Origin of the sequence: Paenibacillus profundus (assembly GCF_021369635.1) — a bacterium.
GTDB lineage: Bacteria > Bacillota > Bacilli > Paenibacillales > Paenibacillaceae > Paenibacillus_B > Paenibacillus_B profundus.
Genome location: NZ_JAJNBZ010000017.1, coordinates 1 through 17473 on the forward strand (window position 1 = coordinate 1; position 17473 = coordinate 17473).

Below are 17473 nucleotides of genomic sequence, written 5' to 3' on the forward strand. Positions count from 1 at the left end.
TTTGAACGCTCGACCAGATCGACGTCGGACAAGTCGAAGATAGATTTGAGCAGCATCCGAACCGGATCCACCGCGGTGCGTCCGTTATCGTGGCAATAGTTGACGTGCAGCTCTTCGTAGACAAAGCCAAAGTCCACCAACTCGTCCATTCTGCGCAGTAGATTATCTTTGGGAACTACCAGATTGTAGAGTTCCATATATGGGCTCAAAATAAAGCTTTGTTGCTTCGGGAGCACAGAGATCACCAGCCTTTGATGAGATACTTTGATTATATCGAAAAAAAGAGACAGACTCTTCAAAAAAATGAAGAATGGTCTCTTTCAGGACTAAGGGACTTTTTCAGTGGCCTCATTATCTGCTTGCGTTATTTATACTTATGTTCACATTTTCTGACCGTTTTTTCATTGAAGACGAATCGATTAGGAATATAATAAGCATTGTCGGCTTTTTCCTTATGCTCTCTATATTTTTTAGAGTCAGACAAATTCAAAAAAGGGAAGACAATGCGAATAAACGCGATTAGGATAAAAGCAATTGCACAATGTACAGATATTGCAGCGCCATCCCCACCCTGCAGCGGCTAGTCCCAGATAGCCCATTGTATGGACATTCCTTCAAGGTGGACGGCAGCACTTTTTTGCCTCAGCCGTTGAAACTCCCGTAATAGGCTGTCCTCACACCTTCGTCTACTTGCTATCTTTAATTAGATTTCCCTTAAAAATGTAAAAAGCCCCCATATCGCCGAGGGCATGAACATAGCGTATCCGATTTACAAGGCGCTCTTCATTTGATATTTTTGGCCCGTGATTTCTTCAAACTGATCCGGAGAAATCTTGCCGAATTCGCAAAACTTGCCGATGTACAGCGGCTCTTTCGGTTCGATTTTGTAAATCCCCATATCATAGTAGCGTTTAATCGTTGCGAACCAATCCATGTTAAATCACTCCTTTTTCGGCTAGTTGCAACAGTAACGTTGCATGATCTTGCGTAAGCTGCTCGTTCTTGGAATCCAGTTCGGCATTCTGAGCATGCAGCGCAGTTGTATGTTCAGAATGTTGCTCGCTCTTCGCTTCGAGCTCGGCCACATGAAGCAACAGCTTGGCATTCTCCACTCGAAGCAAGTCAAGCTCGGATGGCACTGGCTTAGGCTGTAAAGCTTCGATTTCTTCTTGCGACAGGCCATTGCGCCAAAAGGAAGGGCCGTCTACCAGCAGCAGCGGCTTCGGTTGCGAGTCCTCTTCTTCCGGGTCGTACTCGGCCATGGCCGCGATATATTCGGCATATGCAGCCTCGTAGTCCGACATGGCTTGTCTGTAGCCTTGGACGTCGAATGTCGGTTCATAGAGACCGTCTGGAAATGGAATTGCAACGGTGTAACCGACAAGTACCGTTTCCGGTTCGGCTGGCTGCTCGTCGTTCGGCTGCTGCGCTTCTAGCACTTCTTCCTCATCTCGCTGGACAGGTTCCCGCCGATCAAAAACGCCCGTCACGGAGTCCGCAACGAGCGTTGGGTCGAGATATTTACCACTTAGGTCGGTTAAGATTGCTTCTTTCATTTTGCGTCCTCCTTATTATTTGGCTTGAAATGATACCCTATCTAGATAAATGACAGTTCCGGTAGAGTTCCATACTTTAACAGAACCGTCAATATTAATTTGTACATTACAGATTTCCTTAGTCCCTCCAAACGTCGCCACGCATTGTTCGCTCATAATTTCCGGTCTGTATCCGACAGGCAATTTAAACAACACTGTTTCATTTGGAATAGTTTCGAGACTTTTTACACGACCTCTAATGTGGACGAATCCTAGTGAGTCTTTCACGTACTGCGTACTAGCTAGTTCAGTCAGGCCGTTCAACAACGTCGGCTTAATCCACTGCGGAGCATCCTTCTCCGCCTTCTGCGACTCGACCACCGCTAGACGCCGTTCCATGTCCCCCGTATGCTGCACCAAGTCCGATACAGTAGCGCGCAGGTTCGCCGCTATGCTGCCTGATATAGGAGCCGCAAGCGTTGGTTCTAGCATCGTGTATGTTACGTGATAGACTGCGGTAGGGTCGTAGTAGGAGTTGCTTAGATAGGCCCTTTCGTTACCATAGGCGAGACTTATGTTTTCTACCGTCCACCTCGAATCCTTGGTTGCACCTTCGTAGATATTTATAATTTTGTTTGCTTTATGCTGAAAGCGCGTAGATTCCCAAGTAACAACCCCGTTATTTATAAACCAACTATCATTCTCCGAATAATACGAAGGGTTCGCCTTCTCCCGCAGCACAATACCGCTTCCCACCTCGACCATGTTCGCTCCCTTGCACAGTGTCGCGCCTGTTTCGTAGTTTGCCACTGGTTCGACGGTTGGCTTGGCTTTAAGGTATTGGAGACGGTAAGGCGTGTATACGTTACCTACTCCATCCGTTCCTGCAAGCTCGGTAGGTAGTACAGTTACAGTGCTCCACCCGGGATTTGCTATTACATTTACAGGGTCTGTAATTTTCCCCCAGCACCTTGTGCCAGTCCCGTTATAAAGCCCCGCCGTTTCCTGTTGACACATCCGCCAGCCCATGAAATACGCCTTAATCTCGTCTGCATCCGGTGTATAGTCTGGCCCCCATCCGCTGTCGGCGTTAGGTATTGTGACGTAAAGGTACCCTGTGGCTGGTTGTATCTGAAACTGATCCGGCCCATTCCCGGCACCGTCCATATAGACAGGATTTCCGTCATACTTTGTCATGTACTGTTGTATGCCCACCGAATTGACAGGTACTAAATTCGCAACATACACTCGTTTATGGGTTGACCAGCTCACATTGTACTTCCAATTCCAGTCTCCGCTGACAACCATCTTGCCCCACTTCCCCAACGTATATGGCAGCCCATCGTCCCCCACAAATAATGTATCGGGATTGCTGCCGTCTACCGGATGAGCTGCGAGCTGGCATTCTGCTGCCCATATGGAGCGTTGCTGTGGCGCGAATGGCTTCGCTTCGGTGTCGACGACCAGCATTGGATTTCGGAATGTGAAATCCCCTAGTTTCTCGCGATTGCTCAGGTATACACGTACCCTATTATATTCCCCCGTATTAAATGTTCTGCTCTTATTCGAATAGGGAGATATAACTTTTGTCCCAGTTACGTCATGGATACCAAACTCCCCATTCTGTGTCTCACAAGACAGGTAGTATGTTGTGTTTGGCAAAACGTCTATCTCCGAAAATAAAAGAGTGTGGGTTTTTGTTGCCGTATAAGTTATTGCATACGGGTCAAGTGATGGTCTCGCATCAAGTATCGTAATATTAAAGCTCCACTCCGTAAACGGCGGCAGCAGATTCGCCCCTGTAATCCCCACATATGGATTGTGGACGTTTGTCATACCGTCTACGTATGGGTAGCGTGTAGCGACTTGTTCAGGAGTCAGCGACACGCTCACGTCATACTCCGCCTGTGTGATCTCATAGCAACGCACGCCGTCAACGTTACACGTCACTGCACCGTCTCCCATTGTGCCGACTACAATTGACATTTCCGGACTATTAAGCTTGGACGCATCGAATGTCGCGTGAATCGTTTGCCACGTCCCTAATAGTTCCGCGTTCGCCGTGCCACTGCCAATTACTGCGCCTGCACCGCTTTGTTGTAGGTTCATAACAACCCTGCCGCCTGCCGACGAATGCGTAAGTAAGACGTCAACGGCAAACATATATTTCTTTGTCCGATCTACCGCGAAGGCTCCGTTTATGACGAATGACGTTTCTCCTGCCGTCTGCGTGATCTTAAACGTCGCGTCACCATAGCGCTTTATGGTGCTATCGACAATAACATTTCCCGCGCCGCCTGTCCCAAAAAAGCCGATTTTATCGCACCGACCGTTACGGCCTAGCAAGTTGACGAGTGTTCGTCCCCTGACACTTCCAAAATTAAACGGCGTCTCATTCTCCACCTCAACCACTTGCACGCCGGGGGAGAGCGTCAGCGCTTCGCGCTCCGCCACATGCGCATCCTTCAGCCCCTGCTCGATGCGGTTCAAATCCTTTTCCGTCACGGTATCGTCGTATTTCCAATCCGTCTTTGCCTCGTATGGCATTAGGCCACCTCCTTCACTGTAATCGGCTGCTTGATGATGGTATCGGACGTGAGCGGGATGTAGACGGCGTTCGATGTCAGCACCGCGCCATCGGCAGCCCGCAGCTCGATCAGCGATACGCTGTCAACCGAACCGATAGGTATCATGTATTCGAGGTTTACGATGCTCTTGGATACCTTTTTCACCGTAAATTCCGTAATTTCGTAGGTTTTATTGAGCACAACCTTGGCGATCCGCGTATTCACATGGTTTGCCAGTTCACTCAAAAGCGATGGTTCTATCATTTCATCTGCACCTCCGGTCCACGCTCGGCGAACGGCGATCGCCCCAGCTTCCACGTCGTCGAAAGCCGTGTCGTCCGTTTCAGGTCCGAGCGGAATATATTCTCTTGTACACCGACGCCCGATAGGAGCGCCGTCTCCTGCTGGTAGACTAGGTTCGCCGGCTTGATCGTCCTAACGGTGTGCCCCACTTCTTTAAATACGGCGGCATCCGTAATATTAGCTACAATCCGCAGCAGGAAGGCTTCTGTATCCACGACGGCACGCGCCTTATCTTTGCCCAGCAAGAAATCAAGCTTCTCCTGCAAGTACCGCACGGTAAACGGGGGCTTGGTCGTATAGCGGTTAATGATGCGTCTGCGCCGGAACTCCAGCGTCTCTGCATCACGGTCCGGAAGGATGCTCAACATCCGTTCCCGCCGCGCTATCGCCTCCTCGCTCGCCGTCATGACGAACTGATCGGCAAATAGCCTTTGCACCGCAGCCAAAAGCTCCTCTTTCTCCTCATCCTGCGCTTCCATCAACAGAACCATTTCTTTAATGTCATGGTAAAGGTCAGGCAGCAGCCCGATTAACTTGTCAGCCATTCAAGGTCACCGTCCCCAGCACCGGGATCTCCTCGGCATTCAACTCAACATTGGAAGCCATGCCATTCAGCTTGGTGTCAGCAATGTCCGCAATCCCTTTAATGGTCAAAATGCGCGCTTCCAGTTGGCTGACGCGTACGATTGTTCTTTCTTCCTCTTTCCATGCCGTCCGCAGCGTCCGCAAGTAATCAGAAATGACCTTCTCCACGTCGGACTTCACTTGCGGAACGGCAACTCCCGCATCGAGCGTGAGCGTCGTCGACACATTGATGCCGACAGAGGCAGCTCCTTTAATCGTAACTGCGTGACCGATAGGGGCAAATCCCAGTCCTTTGCCTTGATTCACTTCCGGATCGATCAGAGTCTGAACCTCCTTCACCAACTCAGCGGACGGGGAGTCAAAGCTGCCCGAAATGATGGTGCACTTTACAGTGCCTCCGCCTTTCCATACCGGAAATATTTTCACGCCGCCGACGCCGGTAATGGAGGTTACCTTTTTCTTATAATCAGCCACATTTCCCCCAAATGGCTGCTCATTCACAGCCTCGAAGAAGCGACGCCGGAGTGATTCATCCGATTCCTCGTCTTCTCCCGGTGCGATTACATCCGCAAGCTCGGCCCGTGCCAATTGATCCACATAATCCACCGGCATAAGCGAACCGTAATACTCGTTCCCTTTCGAGCCTTTCGCTTCGCTTTCGAGGACGAACACCCCCGCCGACAGCCGCTCGACGACTGCATAATTATGTACTGCCGTAGAAAAACGGGAACGCAAAGGAACGTCAAACGGTTCGCCCACGGCATCATAAAACAGCCCTTTCCGCCGTGCCGCAGTCGCTTGCTTCCGTTTCACCCCGTATTCAGCCGTCCGCCGCTCCAAGTATTCACCGCTCGACGTATCTGCATAAGAAAGCTCATTCTGCACATGTAGCTCCGTATAAGCCTGTGCAAGTTCAACGGCAATAGGAGCAAGCGCATCGTAAATAATGCTGCCTTCCCGCTTGTCCACATCGCCCGGAACGCGTTCCAGCATGCGCTCCATGATGTCTTCAAGACGAGGCACCGCCCATGCTCCTTGATCCAAATCAGCCATTCATCTTCACCTCCTTCGAAATTTGCAGCTTGCCTAAATTTGTCTCGACCGTAAACCGCACGTGCAGCGAATCCCCCTGTTGCTCAAAAGCGAACTCATCCACCCGCAATACACGGTCATCCTGCATCAGCGCTTCGGTAATGGTTCTCTGCAATTCGGACTGCACGAAGCCGAGGCTGTAGCCAATATGCGCCCGCAGTTCAGAGCCATAATCAGGGCTGTAAATGAGATGCGCAAACCGCTCCGTCAGCAGTATCTTCAATACCGCCTGCCTCAACGCTTCCAATCCATCCGTCATGCCAGCAATACGCCCTGATTCCGTATCCAAACGATATGTTCTGGTAGGCTGCTCCGCATAGTCCAGCACCATCGAAGCAGCCTCTGAGCCCGTACTGTATTTCGGAATCATGCTTTCACCACCCTATCGAGCGCGACATAGCTCTGTCCGCCCTGCATGCGTGCCAGCAGCAGACGGTCGCCGGCGCGCAGTCCTTGACGGACTGCAATCTCCTCCGTGCCAACGCGCACCTTATATTCCTGAAGCTGTTCCGTTATGACCAGAGCAGACGCTGGCAGCGTAAACCGCTGATCAATCTGGACCTGAAGCGGGGATACGCTCAGCACCTCGCCATACAGCAGCGCGACCGGACTCGAAGCCTCCACCGCGCCCGCGCCGGCTTTTTTAATAATGTCCAGCATCATTTTCATGTTCTATATCACCTTCAACGTTAATGACATCTTATGCCCTGACCCGCTCCATTCCTGAGAGCATTCGTCAACCAGCATGTACTGTTCCATGTCTTGTTCCGGCGCAAAAATAGGGATGTACATTCCGGCCCGAATGTGCACATCCCCTACAGCGTTTACTTTCATCGTTTTTTTCTCACGGTTGTACAGCTTCATCAACGCTTCCAAACGCTCCTTCATTTGAGCCTTGTTCAGATTTTCGTCGATTTTTTTATATAGCTGTAGTTGTCCCCATTTCGCAATATTTTTGCTGTCCTGCATAATGTATACCTCGCGCTTGCCTGTAGCCTCGTTATCACGGAACAGCTTTACGCGGTTATACGTTTCGTCATCGATGCTTGCCTTATAGGATATGCCAGTCATCTGGCTGCCCTCGCCCACGATGCGGTCCGTCGTCCAGCTTTTGGCGTCGCGCAGCGTCAGCTGCCCGAAATCGTCGTACAGCACAAATATGTTTTTCGTCGCTATCAGCGTCATGTCGAGCGCGCGGAGAATGATATCCAGCAGCTTCTTATTGTCCTGCAGCAGGCTCGGAATTTTATGCTTCGTGTCGGCAAGTTCACCAACCTCAAGTTGACAATCTTTGGCGATCCGCTGAATCACCTCCGTGGCGGTCACATTCTCAAGCACGTACGTATCGTTCGTCAGCAAGTAGCGGATTTGGTCAAATGCGGTCAGCTTTACTTTATCGCTCTCGTCCGTTTCCACGCTGAATACATACCCGTAAAAGATAGCCGCCCCATCCGCCCACACGCGCACGATGTCGCCATTGTTAATGGTAAATGAACGATCCTGAAACAGCGCTCCCTTGATATACGAAATCGACACGCTCGCCGGCTTGCCTGAGCGAGACGTCGACCACGACATATCGGTAATCAGCTGAGACATATCCCACAGGGTGCCATTGCGGTTATCGATGTGCACCTCCATCCAGTCCGTCACCTCCTAAAGTACCGTAGATACCACTCACTTTTTGGGAATGCGCAAAATGCGTCCCGGCTCCAGCTCGTTCATCATTTCATCGTTCCGTATGCCGTTCAGCCTTTGAATTTCAATAAGCTTGCTCTCATCGTTGCAGAGGCTTTTGGCTATGCTCCACAGCTTATCTCCCGCCTGAACTGTATATTCGGTTGGTCCTTGCCGTTCATCAGCGCGTGCTTGCGGCGCTTTTTGCACCTTGACTTCCGCTTGGCCATTGCCCAAAACCTTCACTTTTTGCGCAGAATAGAACTTATATTGCTTCAGCGACAGATCATACTCCAGATCGCCTACACTTCCTGCCGCTTCCCGCCAGGTGAACTTCTCAATCGCCATCGCCAGATTCATCTGATAAGTCGGTGTCGTCAGCACGAAGCGGATTGGACGCTTGCTCTCCATCCAACTGCGGATCTGGATAACGTAGTCGCTCGGAGGAAGCAGCTTGTCCGGCGGGACATGCACATACGGTGCGGGACCAACTGGAAAGATGCTATTGAACTGAATCGCCGCCGGCTTCGGCGTCTCGATGGCATTCACTTCCCCAAGGCCGATGATATCGAATGACTGCAGGTTCCCCGCTTCGCTGATATCAAGCTGCGCCGGGTTGACCGGCAATTCGATCACCTGCTCCTGATTATTGAAGCTCAAATACATATGGTATCCGCTCATCCGTACACCCCTTCCGCCGTCATCACGAATTCTTCCTCCAGCTTCTGCCCGATGCGGTTAATTAGCGTATCCATATCGAAGCCTTGATGAATGTCGCCCGTGCTGACCTGCACCGTCGGCGTCAGCGTTACGAAATTCTGAATGCTGTCCATTTCCGCCAAGTCGCGCATCATCATCAGATTCTCATCCGAGATGTCTACCTCGCCGCCGATAGCCCCTACTTTTCCAACCTCGCCTACTTTCGGAATTTCCGCAGCTCCACCATTCCACGGATCCACTTTACCTCCAGGCACAAGACCCGACGTGTCCGGAATCAATTTTTTAGTGAAGTCGAGATTGTCTTGAACAAGCTTTTGCCCGCTGAGGAAAGCATCCGTCAGATTGGTTTGATCCATACGGTACTTCGATAAATCCAATACATCTTTATCACTCTCAGGTTTCTCAGGCACAATTTGATCGGAACTCCATTTACCAATCAATTCAAATTTAGAGCCTGTTAAATCATTGACCTTCTCAATAATCCAATTAAAGGCATCAGCGAACGAGTTAATTAAATTTCCTATATAATCGGATACCGTTTTAACTACATCATAAATTAGTTTTTTCCATGCATAGGCTGGATCGATTAATAAATTGCCAAAGAATTCAGCAAAGGAAATCAGCAAATTCCACGCATGGGCAACAGAATTGCTGATAAACGCAAAAAGCACAGCAAAGATTCCAACGACGGCGCCGACAATGGTGCCAGTCGATATTCCAAATTCATTCAGTACACTCATGATCAGGACGAGCGCGCCAATGATGGCAAATAACGGCCAAGCGGCTATCACCCATTGGACAAGCCACGCTACCGCCATGGCTGCAGCAATGGCGCCAAGGACAATCAGTGTGTTCTGCACAAGATTCCAATTCTCGACGAGAAAGTTCACAACGGCAGCCGTTGCACCCGCCAGCATGGTCAACCCTGCTTGTATGCCCGCAAAAAATGGGTCGAACTTTCCTTCTTGAAATGCCTGATTGATGATGTCCAGCACCGGAGCGAACACTTGTATCGCAGTCTCGCCGGCCGCGGCCAACAAGCCATTGAACCGGTTTACCGCCGCTTCCCATTTTTGAATCGGGCTGTCCATCAACAACTCCAGCGACGCTTTGCTCATGTTCGCCTTCGTCATTAACGCATCGAAAGTTTGCAGAAAGCCATTCAAATCGCCGCTTTTGGAGAATGACTCCAATTTTTTTTGTTCTGCGGCGCTTGCCGGCATTTGGAGCTTCTGCAGCAAGCCTTCGCTCTTTCCGAAATAAGCATCCTTCATCAAGCCCGCTGTCTCTGCCGGGTCACCGCCATTCGCTTGAAAGGCAGATAAACGCTGCACCATTTCATTCATGCGGAGCACATCACTCGTATTTTTCGATACCGAGGTTAATGCAAGACCAGATTGCAATGATTTCGCTACATCCTTGCCATTCATCAGGGCCTGTCCCCGCAGCGCTTCGAAGACCGGCGAGCCTTTCTGAGCAGTTCCATATCGGGCATTGAAGCGCGCTCGCATATCTTCTGATTCGGCGGCTCCCTTCACGGCATTGACACCTATCATTTTCCATATGCCCAGCATTTTGGTACCCAATTCGCTGTAACTTTTACTAATGCTCTCTCGGAGCCCTTTAAATATTCCAGCAATGTTGTCCCGCATTTTTTCGTAAATTTTCCCACCATGCGAAATGCCCTTGCCATTGTCATTATCAGCAGGCGAAGGCTGGCGTAAAGGCGCTTCGGCTTTCAACGTTCGGAGGTATACAGAAACCGCTAACTGATTCATGGCATCAACCGTTTTTCGCCACGTATTCTTTGCAAGCTCCATCGTTTGTTCCAGTTCTTTCTTTATTCTCGTATCTGCTCGGGCAAAAGCGGCCGTAAACGATTGCATAGACAGGACCGGACCCGAAAACGCCAACGTTGCTTGTGCATTCATGTTCACTTCCCTCCTTCTGTCCGCTAAGATGAAGAGAGCGGTTCCCCATTTGCACCTGACAGCCTCATTCGATAGCTGCTCTTGTACGCGCCAATTGTGGAACCGCCGCCCTGTCTCCTGCGGTTCATCCATCGTGTTCTTTAGCGCTTCTTGCGCATGCTGCGCTGCGCCTTGCGCTCCTCTTCCACGCGGATGTCAATCATCGCGTAGACGGCGGCGCGTTCGCGCGCCGGGAGCGCCAGCAGCTCATGCGGCAAGATGCGAAGCTTATGGAGGGCGTAATAGGCATAGTTCGCCTCGCCGTCGCCCTCCCGGATTAGTTTTTTACTTCACCGACGAGGTCGTTCATGTCCTGGTTAAAGCCGTTCAGCGTCTGTACCTGCTGCAATAACGCCGTGTATTCTCCAGGCAGCAGCATTTTGCGCAGGAGCGATTCCGCACCCATAACGCCATACGACTGCTGCAGCTCCGAATTCTTCAAGTCAGGATAGACGACGCTCGCCACAATCAGCTTCGCTGTATATTCGTTGAAGTCGATTTCCGGCGTAACGACGCCGCCCTTGCCCTTCACCTGCTTCGTGGCCGCCTTGCGGCATTGCTCGTTCTCCACTTCGCTCATGCTGCGCAGCGTCCAAGCAACCGGTTCCCCCTCTTCGTTTTTGAAGCGGGTTGATACCGCAAACGACATCTCCGTATTTGGTTCGGCATTTTGGGCAAAGAAATAGCTTAATGTGCTCATAGTTGTTTCGCTCTCCTCATCTTTTTGTTATTTTAAATTACACAGAAGGGTTAGAAAAGTTATTTAAAATATCGACATCATCAAACGTAAATTCCACTTCTTCCTCCAGCACGTCACTTTCCGTATCGAGCTTCGCCATGACGACGCTGTTCAGGTTGACATTTTTCAACGTGACGGTCTGTGCTCCAATGGAAGAGGTCGGGTCCTCGTTCGTCACTTGAATCGTGAAATTCGTGTCTTTGCCGTTCTTAATATATTCCAGCATCATCTGACGGAACAGCGGTGTCATATAATAGATGGTCATGCTGCCCGTTCCTGACCAGCCCGCTGTCTTGTGTTGCGTAGCGCGGCTGCCCAGCGTCTTAATCTCCGCCTTCTGCTTCTCGATCTTCGCTTCAAGTGTTTTGATATAGAACATTTCTTCATTCTTGCCGTTGATTTGCGCAAATGCGCTGCCCTCGCGACCGGAAATCGTATCTTTTGCTTGTAAGAAACCCATCTTACTTCACCTTCACTTTCATATAAATTTTCTCTACTGCGTCCACCGGCTGCACCGTCAATTGAATGGCGATGCTGTCCGAAGCTTCACCTTGCACAACCAGCACGTCCGTCTGCGCGTCAAAAGGCTGAATGGCATTTAATCGCTGCAGTTGATCCAAATAAGCAATGCACTCCGCGCGGAACAATTGGCGTCCTTCTTCGTTGTTGTTCGTTTTTCCAACATATGTCGTTTCGAAAATACGCTTCAAATCGTTTGCAATGCCGTCCAAGACGCGAATGACACGGTTTTTGGAGAACGGCTGCCCTTTATCCGGCGAATAAGAAGTCAAGCTGTTGATATCCTGTTCCACTACCGCGCGTCCGCGCTGATGAACAAACACGAACTCGCCCTTGCGCAACGCATCTTCCACTTGGCTGTTCGTCATGCGGATATCGGCATCGACCGCATCCTCGTATGCGCTATACGTCAGCGACTCGTTCATTGCCGCCGCTGCCGTCGCCGCTGCGACCCATGCGGTTGCCTGCGCCGCGTTCAGGACGGTGCCGTCCGCGAGCTTGACTCCATTTTTGACGCTAATGACACCTTCGTTGTCTGCCGTCGGATACTGAGCCATAACCGCCTGCACCTTCTTGCCCTCGTCTTCGCGCATTCGCTTCACAAATGCCGCATATACGGAACACAACGCCGCGTCTGATGAAGTTAGCGCGACCGTATGGAAATCATGGACGGCAATCGCGTCGAGGAAGGACATATGCTCCGCATTCGTCACGCTGCCATCATCGCCTCCGGTGAGCGGAAGTCCCGCAATCGCCTCAATCGCTCCCGCGCCTTCGAATTCCACCCAAGCACTCGCCGTCAATTGTTCGGCTTGCGTGACAGTCTGGCTGTCCACCGTACGTCCGCCAACTTTCGTAATGACGTCCACCTTCGTATCGTCGTTCACGTTCGGCTGCACCACAAGCTGAATATCGTTGCCGCGCGCGCCGCCGTAACGAGCCTTCACCTTCAGCTCTTTATGAGCGGCTGCCGCCTTGGCCCCTTCATTCAAACGGTACAACAGCACCGTCTTCGCCCGCTTGAACGCTTCACGCACAAGCAGCGCTGGCTTGTCCGTTAGCTCGTAGCCGAGCTGTTCGAATACCGGCTCCCCCGCATGCAATTCCAACACTTGCTTTGCCGGTCCCCAGCTCAGCTTCAACGGCAGCGCCACAACGCCCCGTTCTCCAATCGCTCCTGTAGGAGCGGCATCCGCTTGAAAGCGCACATATACGCCCGGTCTTACCTTGTTCTGAGTCATCCATGTTCCTCCAGCCATCACTTTACCTCCTGAATTAGAAAATGTTGTAGCAGCGCATTCACTTGCGCCTTCGTGTACTGTTCGTTCTCTTGCAAGAGCGCGTGCAGCATGTCCCGTTCGCACGCGCTCCATTCCTTCGCTTCCAGCCACTGTCCCTTCGCATAAGCGATGTCCGGGGCAGCGGACTGCGTCTTACGATCGTACATCTCGCGGTTCTGCATCTCGAATGCGTCCCTCCTGCTTCATCGAATTCATCTTGCTCGCATCTTCCCGCGAACGCGTCAGCCTGAGTTCATACTGAACCTGAAACCGCAGCGTTCGCTCCACGATCTCATGCTTCCAGCTCGTTCCCCGGCATAAGCTCCCATCCACCTCAATAAGCTCCAGCACTTCGTACAGCGCATCAGCCGTATCATGGACGGAAGCATCCAAGACGGCGGGATAATAATGAACTTCGACCGCTGCCTGCGCCAAGTAACGGCGTTCACCGACACGTTCTCGTTCGCCCCGCACGAGCTTGACGATAAAGCACGGCGCTGCCTCATCCATCCGCTCCTCCGCCTCCAGCACAGGGATGTCCGGGAAGCGTTCCCGCACCCGTCTCATCACTCCTTGCCGAATATCGTAGCTCCGCAAGCCTTCACCTCCTGTTCGCATACGCAAAAAAACCGTCCAGCAGCTTAGCCGCTAACGGTCTTCTATTGCAAGGCTGCCCTGCCATATGCCCACAACCTCACACTAACATATTAGCACGGTGCCCCGTCCAACGGCGTGCCATCATCCGGCCATCAAAGGGACACGCATCGAACTGGCCCAGCTGCAGTATGTATTCGGAAAGCCTGGTTCCACATTTCCGTCAATCCTCAAATACTTCAAGCCCAAGCATGAAGGCCAGCTCCATTACGGCCCGTGCTTTAATGCGGCGGAACGTGCGCTCGCTGACGTTCAGCTCATGGCATAATAAGTAATCCGGCTTGTGCGCGTAAGGATTCAGATAGCAGCATTCAATGACTTCTTTTTCCGCTTCACCAAGGTGCGCGACCGCCTTCATCACATTGTCATGCACCGACTTCATGTAAGCTTCCTTGTCCACATTATGTACAGCAACCGCCTCAACAGGCTTGCTCACCTGGTTCGTCGCTCCATGGAACTTCGGTTCATAAGCGGACGTCATTCTCATTTCCCGCCGCACGACTCCCGCGCGTTTGTACAAGCATGCCAAGGATAATTGTTGCTCCACCTGTTTTCGCGTCGCCGTCCGATTTACTGTTGCCAACATCGCCGTCACTCCTTCATTTTTTCGTTTATAATACCAACACAAAACTAAATTTGTTACTTTAAACAACTATATAACTGCTAGGAATGGTTCTCTTTTGCTCGGAAAAGCACTTGAGTTATTGTAAACAACTATATACAATAGACGTTGTTCATTATAAACAACTTGCGAATCATGTTGCGAACATTTGTTCCTATATGATATACTGCAAGCATACCATGCTCATAAAATGAACGTCAATCCTGAATTTATGAACATATGCGAAAAATAAGGGTGATAACAATGTCAGAGACGAACAAAGAACGTGTAGGTTCTCGCATTAAAGAAATGAGGCTCAAGCAAGGCTTATCTCAAGACGATGTTGCGCACGAGCTTGGCATGAAGCGGGCCAACGTAGCCAATTATGAGGCGGGGCGCACGACGCCACCGAGCGACATCATCGGGCGGATCGCCGATCTGCTGCACACGTCAAGCGACTATCTGCTCGGACGCATCGATAATCCGATGCCGTTGACCGTCAGTCCGCATGAATCCATACCGGAGTGGGCCACGTGGAAGGATAAGCGCGATTTCCGGAAATTGCTTGAAGAAGATGCGGAGATTATGTTCGATGGCGTCCCGATCGAAGAGGATGACCGCGAGCGGGTCATTCAGGTGCTGGAGGCCTTGTTCTGGGATGCGAAGAAGAGAAATAAGCGCAAGCTGAATCGAACGCAACATACCGACTAACTTATCCGCGAGGTGCATCTCATGGATGTAGAGAAGATTGTACGATCGTTAATTCGAAAATATAAAACGAACTGCCCTTTTCAGCTTGCACAGCACGTTAACATTCAAGTTCAGCTGACGCATCTTGGCAACTCGACGCGCGGCTTCTATTTCCGCAAGCTTCGCCGCCGCTATATTGTCATTAATTCAGATCTACCGTTTGAATGGCAGCGCTTTGTGTGCGCGCACGAGCTCGCTCATGACCGGCTCCATAAGGGAGTCGGCCACTTTTTTATCGAGCGGCATACATTGTTTCAAGTTGGCAAATTCGAACGGCAAGCCAATCAATTTGCGCTGCAGCTTCTGCTGGCGGACCAAGAATGCATGGCTGGCGAGACGCGGGAAATGTACTGCGCACGCAATGGCATTCCGCCGGAAATGGCAAAGTTTCTTCCAATCGAATCCGATCGAGAATAAGCGCGGGATGCGAAGGTATGGATCATACTTCGTATCCCGTTTTTTTGCGCCTCTATAATGCGATGATGACCGGAACAAATGCCGTCACCCTTTCCTGCCTACTCCACATAGTATAGGGTAAAGCCGAAGTATGGGTGTATGCTATCAATCAGAGAGGTGAGACCATTTACATGAAGGCGCTTGTCACCGGGATCTCCGGATTCGTCGGAAGTCATATGGCGGAATACTTGCTTGATAATAACGTGGAGGTCATCGGCACGATTCGCAATCGCAGCCGGATGGAGCATATTCTCCATATTCAAGATCAGGTTCACCTTGTGGAGTGCGAGCTGCGCGATCCTTTCTCCGTCGAATCGCTCTTGACGCAGGAACGTCCCGATCTTATTTTTCATTTGGCCGCGCAAAGCTTCGTCCCTACGTCATGGAATTCTCCTGTCGACACCATCCACAACAATGTGGCCGGACAGTTAAATATTTTTGAAGCGGTGCGACGGCTGGATCTGGATTGCCGCATTCAAATCGCCTGTTCCAGTGAAGAATACGGCCATGTCGAGCCGGACGAAACGCCGATTCGGGAAGAAAATCCGCTACGCCCGTTAAGCCCCTACGCGGTGAGCAAAGCGGCACAGGACTACCTCGGTTACCAATATTTTAAAAGCTATGGCCTGCATGTCATCCGCACCCGGACCTTTAACCACACCGGGCCACGCCGCGGGGAGCAATTCGTGACGTCCAACTTTGCCAAGCAGATTGCTGAAATCGAAAAAGGCATTCGCCATTCAAAAGTATCGGTCGGCAACTTGAATGCGAAGCGCGACTTCACCGATGTGCGCGATGTCGTTCGGGCTTATTGGCTCGCTCTGGAGCATGGCGAAGCGGGAGACTGCTACAATATTGCATCGGGCTCCTGTGTCACAATCCGTGAAATGCTCGACATGCTGCTCTCCATGAGCACCGTCTCGATTGACATCGTACCAGACCCAAGCCGCATGCGTCCTTCGGATGTTGAAATATTGCTCGGCGACATGACCAAATTCTCGAATCAAACGGGCTGGAAGCCGGAGATTCCATTTGAGCAGACATTGCGAGATTTGCTCAACTACTGGCGCGAGCGTGTATAATCTTCTATCGCATGAGCGCATTCGTAAATAACGCGAAGAACCGCCTTCTAGTTACAGAAAGGCGGTTCTTCGCGTTATTTATTGTTTTAGCTAGTCGCTTAAAAATATATGGAGATAACTATCATTTCCGTGCCTCAAACGTAAACGTTTGCTTTTCGTGATCAGGCTCTGCACCGTACTGGTAATTTGCCGAGCAAACAATGTCTTTAAATCCGACACTCTCCAGCAGCAGCCTGAACTCCTCGATACCATACCAACGAAGAGCAAACCGTTGCAGCTCCGTCTGAAGCAAGTTCCCTTTTCGCCATTTTTCATATTTCAAGTAAGATACCCAATGCTGACGGAGAAAATCAACCTCGACCACTTTTTGCTCCATCGTAATCACATCACCGGAAGGCAGTTCATGGGTTGTCGTATACACGTTGCCGCATGCAAAATCCGTACCGGTATAATCAGGCAGAAAAATATCGACAATAAAACGACCGCCTGGCACAAGATGTTCATACATGCATTTCATGGCGTTGATCGACTCTTCCCGCTTCTCGATGAGCAGAAAGCTGCCGGTAGGCATTACGATCGCTTCATACTTATGAGGCAGGGAAAAATGCTGTAAGTTTCCTTCATATAATTCGGCGTTCAAGCTGCGTTCCGCCATTCGTGTGCGGCACACCGCCAGCATCTCTGGAGAATAATCGATGCCGTCCACCGTCATACCGGCTTCCAGCAACGGAATCAGCATGCGGCCGGTTCCAACCCCAGCCTCCAAAATGCGTCCACCGCAGGATTGCAACCGTTCGCGATAATATTCGATGTCCCCATTAATGGAATGTCCAACCGGCTTGGTGAACTCATACACTTCCGAATTAAGCGCTCCGTAATAGCTAAACATATTTTTTCCCTCCGTATTTGAGGAACGGAAGAAAGGTTATTTTAAGAACGTGGTCGT

At 50.8% G+C, this 17473-nt stretch carries 21 protein-coding genes and 1 pseudogene; 3 read left to right on the plus strand and 19 right to left on the minus strand.

Annotation, left to right across the window (positions count from 1 at the left end; all coding sequences use genetic code 11):
- The 18 genes and pseudogenes from LQV63_RS18620 to LQV63_RS18705 all read right to left on the minus strand — a co-directional run.
- Positions 1 to 236 (minus strand): annotated as a pseudogene (locus LQV63_RS18620) (IS5/IS1182 family transposase); the annotation flags it as partial.
- Positions 237 to 769: 533 nt separating this feature from the next.
- Entirely contained in the window at positions 770 to 934 is a 165-nt protein-coding gene (locus LQV63_RS18625; protein ID WP_233697852.1) for an XkdX family protein, read from the minus strand.
- 1 nt (position 935) lies between these two features.
- Entirely contained in the window at positions 936 to 1556 is a 621-nt protein-coding gene (locus LQV63_RS18630) for a hypothetical protein (protein ID WP_233697853.1), read from the minus strand.
- A gap of 15 nt (positions 1557 to 1571) precedes the next feature.
- Complete coding sequence (locus LQV63_RS18635; RefSeq protein ID WP_233697854.1) at positions 1572 to 4082, minus strand: hypothetical protein; 2511 nt, start codon at positions 4080 to 4082, stop codon at positions 1572 to 1574.
- Entirely contained in the window at positions 4082 to 4366 is a 285-nt protein-coding gene (locus tag LQV63_RS18640) for a ketopantoate hydroxymethyltransferase (RefSeq protein ID WP_233697855.1), read from the minus strand. Before LQV63_RS18640 ends, LQV63_RS18635 begins: the two co-directional genes overlap by 1 nt.
- Entirely contained in the window at positions 4363 to 4950 is a 588-nt protein-coding gene (locus tag LQV63_RS18645) for a putative phage tail protein (protein WP_233697856.1), read from the minus strand. Before LQV63_RS18645 ends, LQV63_RS18640 begins: the two co-directional genes overlap by 4 nt.
- The gene (locus LQV63_RS18650; RefSeq protein WP_233697857.1) at positions 4943 to 6043 is read right to left on the minus strand and encodes a baseplate J/gp47 family protein; all 1101 of its coding nucleotides are present in this window, start codon (positions 6041 to 6043) and stop codon (positions 4943 to 4945) included. The genes LQV63_RS18645 and LQV63_RS18650 overlap by 8 nt, the downstream gene beginning before the upstream one ends.
- Positions 6036 to 6452 (minus strand): DUF2634 domain-containing protein, encoded by a 417-nt coding sequence (locus LQV63_RS18655; RefSeq protein ID WP_233697858.1) that lies wholly within the window; start codon positions 6450 to 6452, stop codon positions 6036 to 6038. The genes LQV63_RS18650 and LQV63_RS18655 overlap by 8 nt, the downstream gene beginning before the upstream one ends.
- Positions 6449 to 6751 (minus strand): DUF2577 domain-containing protein, encoded by a 303-nt coding sequence (locus tag LQV63_RS18660; protein WP_233697859.1) that lies wholly within the window; start codon positions 6749 to 6751, stop codon positions 6449 to 6451. The genes LQV63_RS18655 and LQV63_RS18660 overlap by 4 nt, the downstream gene beginning before the upstream one ends.
- A 3-nt stretch (positions 6752 to 6754) precedes the next feature.
- Entirely contained in the window at positions 6755 to 7720 is a 966-nt protein-coding gene (locus LQV63_RS18665; RefSeq protein ID WP_233697860.1) for an XkdQ/YqbQ family protein, read from the minus strand.
- 36 nt (positions 7721 to 7756) lie between these two features.
- The gene (locus tag LQV63_RS18670) at positions 7757 to 8437 is read right to left on the minus strand and encodes a LysM peptidoglycan-binding domain-containing protein (protein ID WP_233697861.1); all 681 of its coding nucleotides are present in this window, start codon (positions 8435 to 8437) and stop codon (positions 7757 to 7759) included.
- Complete coding sequence (locus LQV63_RS18675) at positions 8434 to 10407, minus strand: hypothetical protein (RefSeq protein ID WP_233697862.1); 1974 nt, start codon at positions 10405 to 10407, stop codon at positions 8434 to 8436. Before LQV63_RS18675 ends, LQV63_RS18670 begins: the two co-directional genes overlap by 4 nt.
- Before the next feature lie 316 nt (positions 10408 to 10723).
- Positions 10724 to 11146, minus strand: a complete 423-nt coding sequence (locus LQV63_RS18680) for a phage tail assembly chaperone (protein ID WP_233697863.1) — start codon at positions 11144 to 11146, stop codon at positions 10724 to 10726.
- A gap of 37 nt (positions 11147 to 11183) precedes the next feature.
- The gene (locus tag LQV63_RS18685; RefSeq protein WP_087433390.1) at positions 11184 to 11645 is read right to left on the minus strand and encodes a phage tail tube protein; all 462 of its coding nucleotides are present in this window, start codon (positions 11643 to 11645) and stop codon (positions 11184 to 11186) included.
- Position 11646: 1 nt separating this feature from the next.
- Entirely contained in the window at positions 11647 to 12963 is a 1317-nt protein-coding gene (locus LQV63_RS18690; RefSeq protein WP_233697864.1) for a phage tail sheath family protein, read from the minus strand.
- Positions 12963 to 13166, minus strand: a complete 204-nt coding sequence (locus LQV63_RS18695; protein WP_233697865.1) for a hypothetical protein — start codon at positions 13164 to 13166, stop codon at positions 12963 to 12965. Before LQV63_RS18695 ends, LQV63_RS18690 begins: the two co-directional genes overlap by 1 nt.
- Complete coding sequence (locus LQV63_RS18700) at positions 13138 to 13581, minus strand: phage tail terminator family protein (protein ID WP_233697866.1); 444 nt, start codon at positions 13579 to 13581, stop codon at positions 13138 to 13140. The genes LQV63_RS18695 and LQV63_RS18700 overlap by 29 nt, the downstream gene beginning before the upstream one ends.
- 220 nt (positions 13582 to 13801) lie before the next feature.
- Positions 13802 to 14224, minus strand: a complete 423-nt coding sequence (locus LQV63_RS18705) for an ArpU family phage packaging/lysis transcriptional regulator (protein ID WP_233697867.1) — start codon at positions 14222 to 14224, stop codon at positions 13802 to 13804.
- Between the two features lie 279 nt (positions 14225 to 14503).
- Between LQV63_RS18705 and LQV63_RS18710 the strand changes: the two genes are divergently transcribed.
- The 3 genes from LQV63_RS18710 to LQV63_RS18720 all read left to right on the plus strand — a co-directional run bounded on the left by LQV63_RS18710 (position 14504) and on the right by LQV63_RS18720 (position 16527).
- Entirely contained in the window at positions 14504 to 14950 is a 447-nt protein-coding gene (locus tag LQV63_RS18710; RefSeq protein ID WP_019421736.1) for a helix-turn-helix domain-containing protein, read from the plus strand.
- Between the two features lie 21 nt (positions 14951 to 14971).
- Positions 14972 to 15406: an ImmA/IrrE family metallo-endopeptidase gene (locus tag LQV63_RS18715; protein WP_233697868.1), complete on the plus strand. Its 435-nt coding sequence runs from the start codon at positions 14972 to 14974 to the stop codon at positions 15404 to 15406.
- 170 nt (positions 15407 to 15576) lie between these two features.
- Entirely contained in the window at positions 15577 to 16527 is a 951-nt protein-coding gene (locus LQV63_RS18720) for a GDP-mannose 4,6-dehydratase (RefSeq protein WP_019421734.1), read from the plus strand.
- A 121-nt stretch (positions 16528 to 16648) separates the two neighbouring features.
- On the opposite strand, the gene LQV63_RS18725 is transcribed toward LQV63_RS18720, so the two are convergent.
- On the minus strand, positions 16649 to 17416 hold the full coding sequence (locus tag LQV63_RS18725; protein WP_233697869.1) for a class I SAM-dependent methyltransferase: 768 nt from the start codon (positions 17414 to 17416) through the stop codon (positions 16649 to 16651).
- Positions 17417 to 17473: the final 57 nt, after the last annotated feature.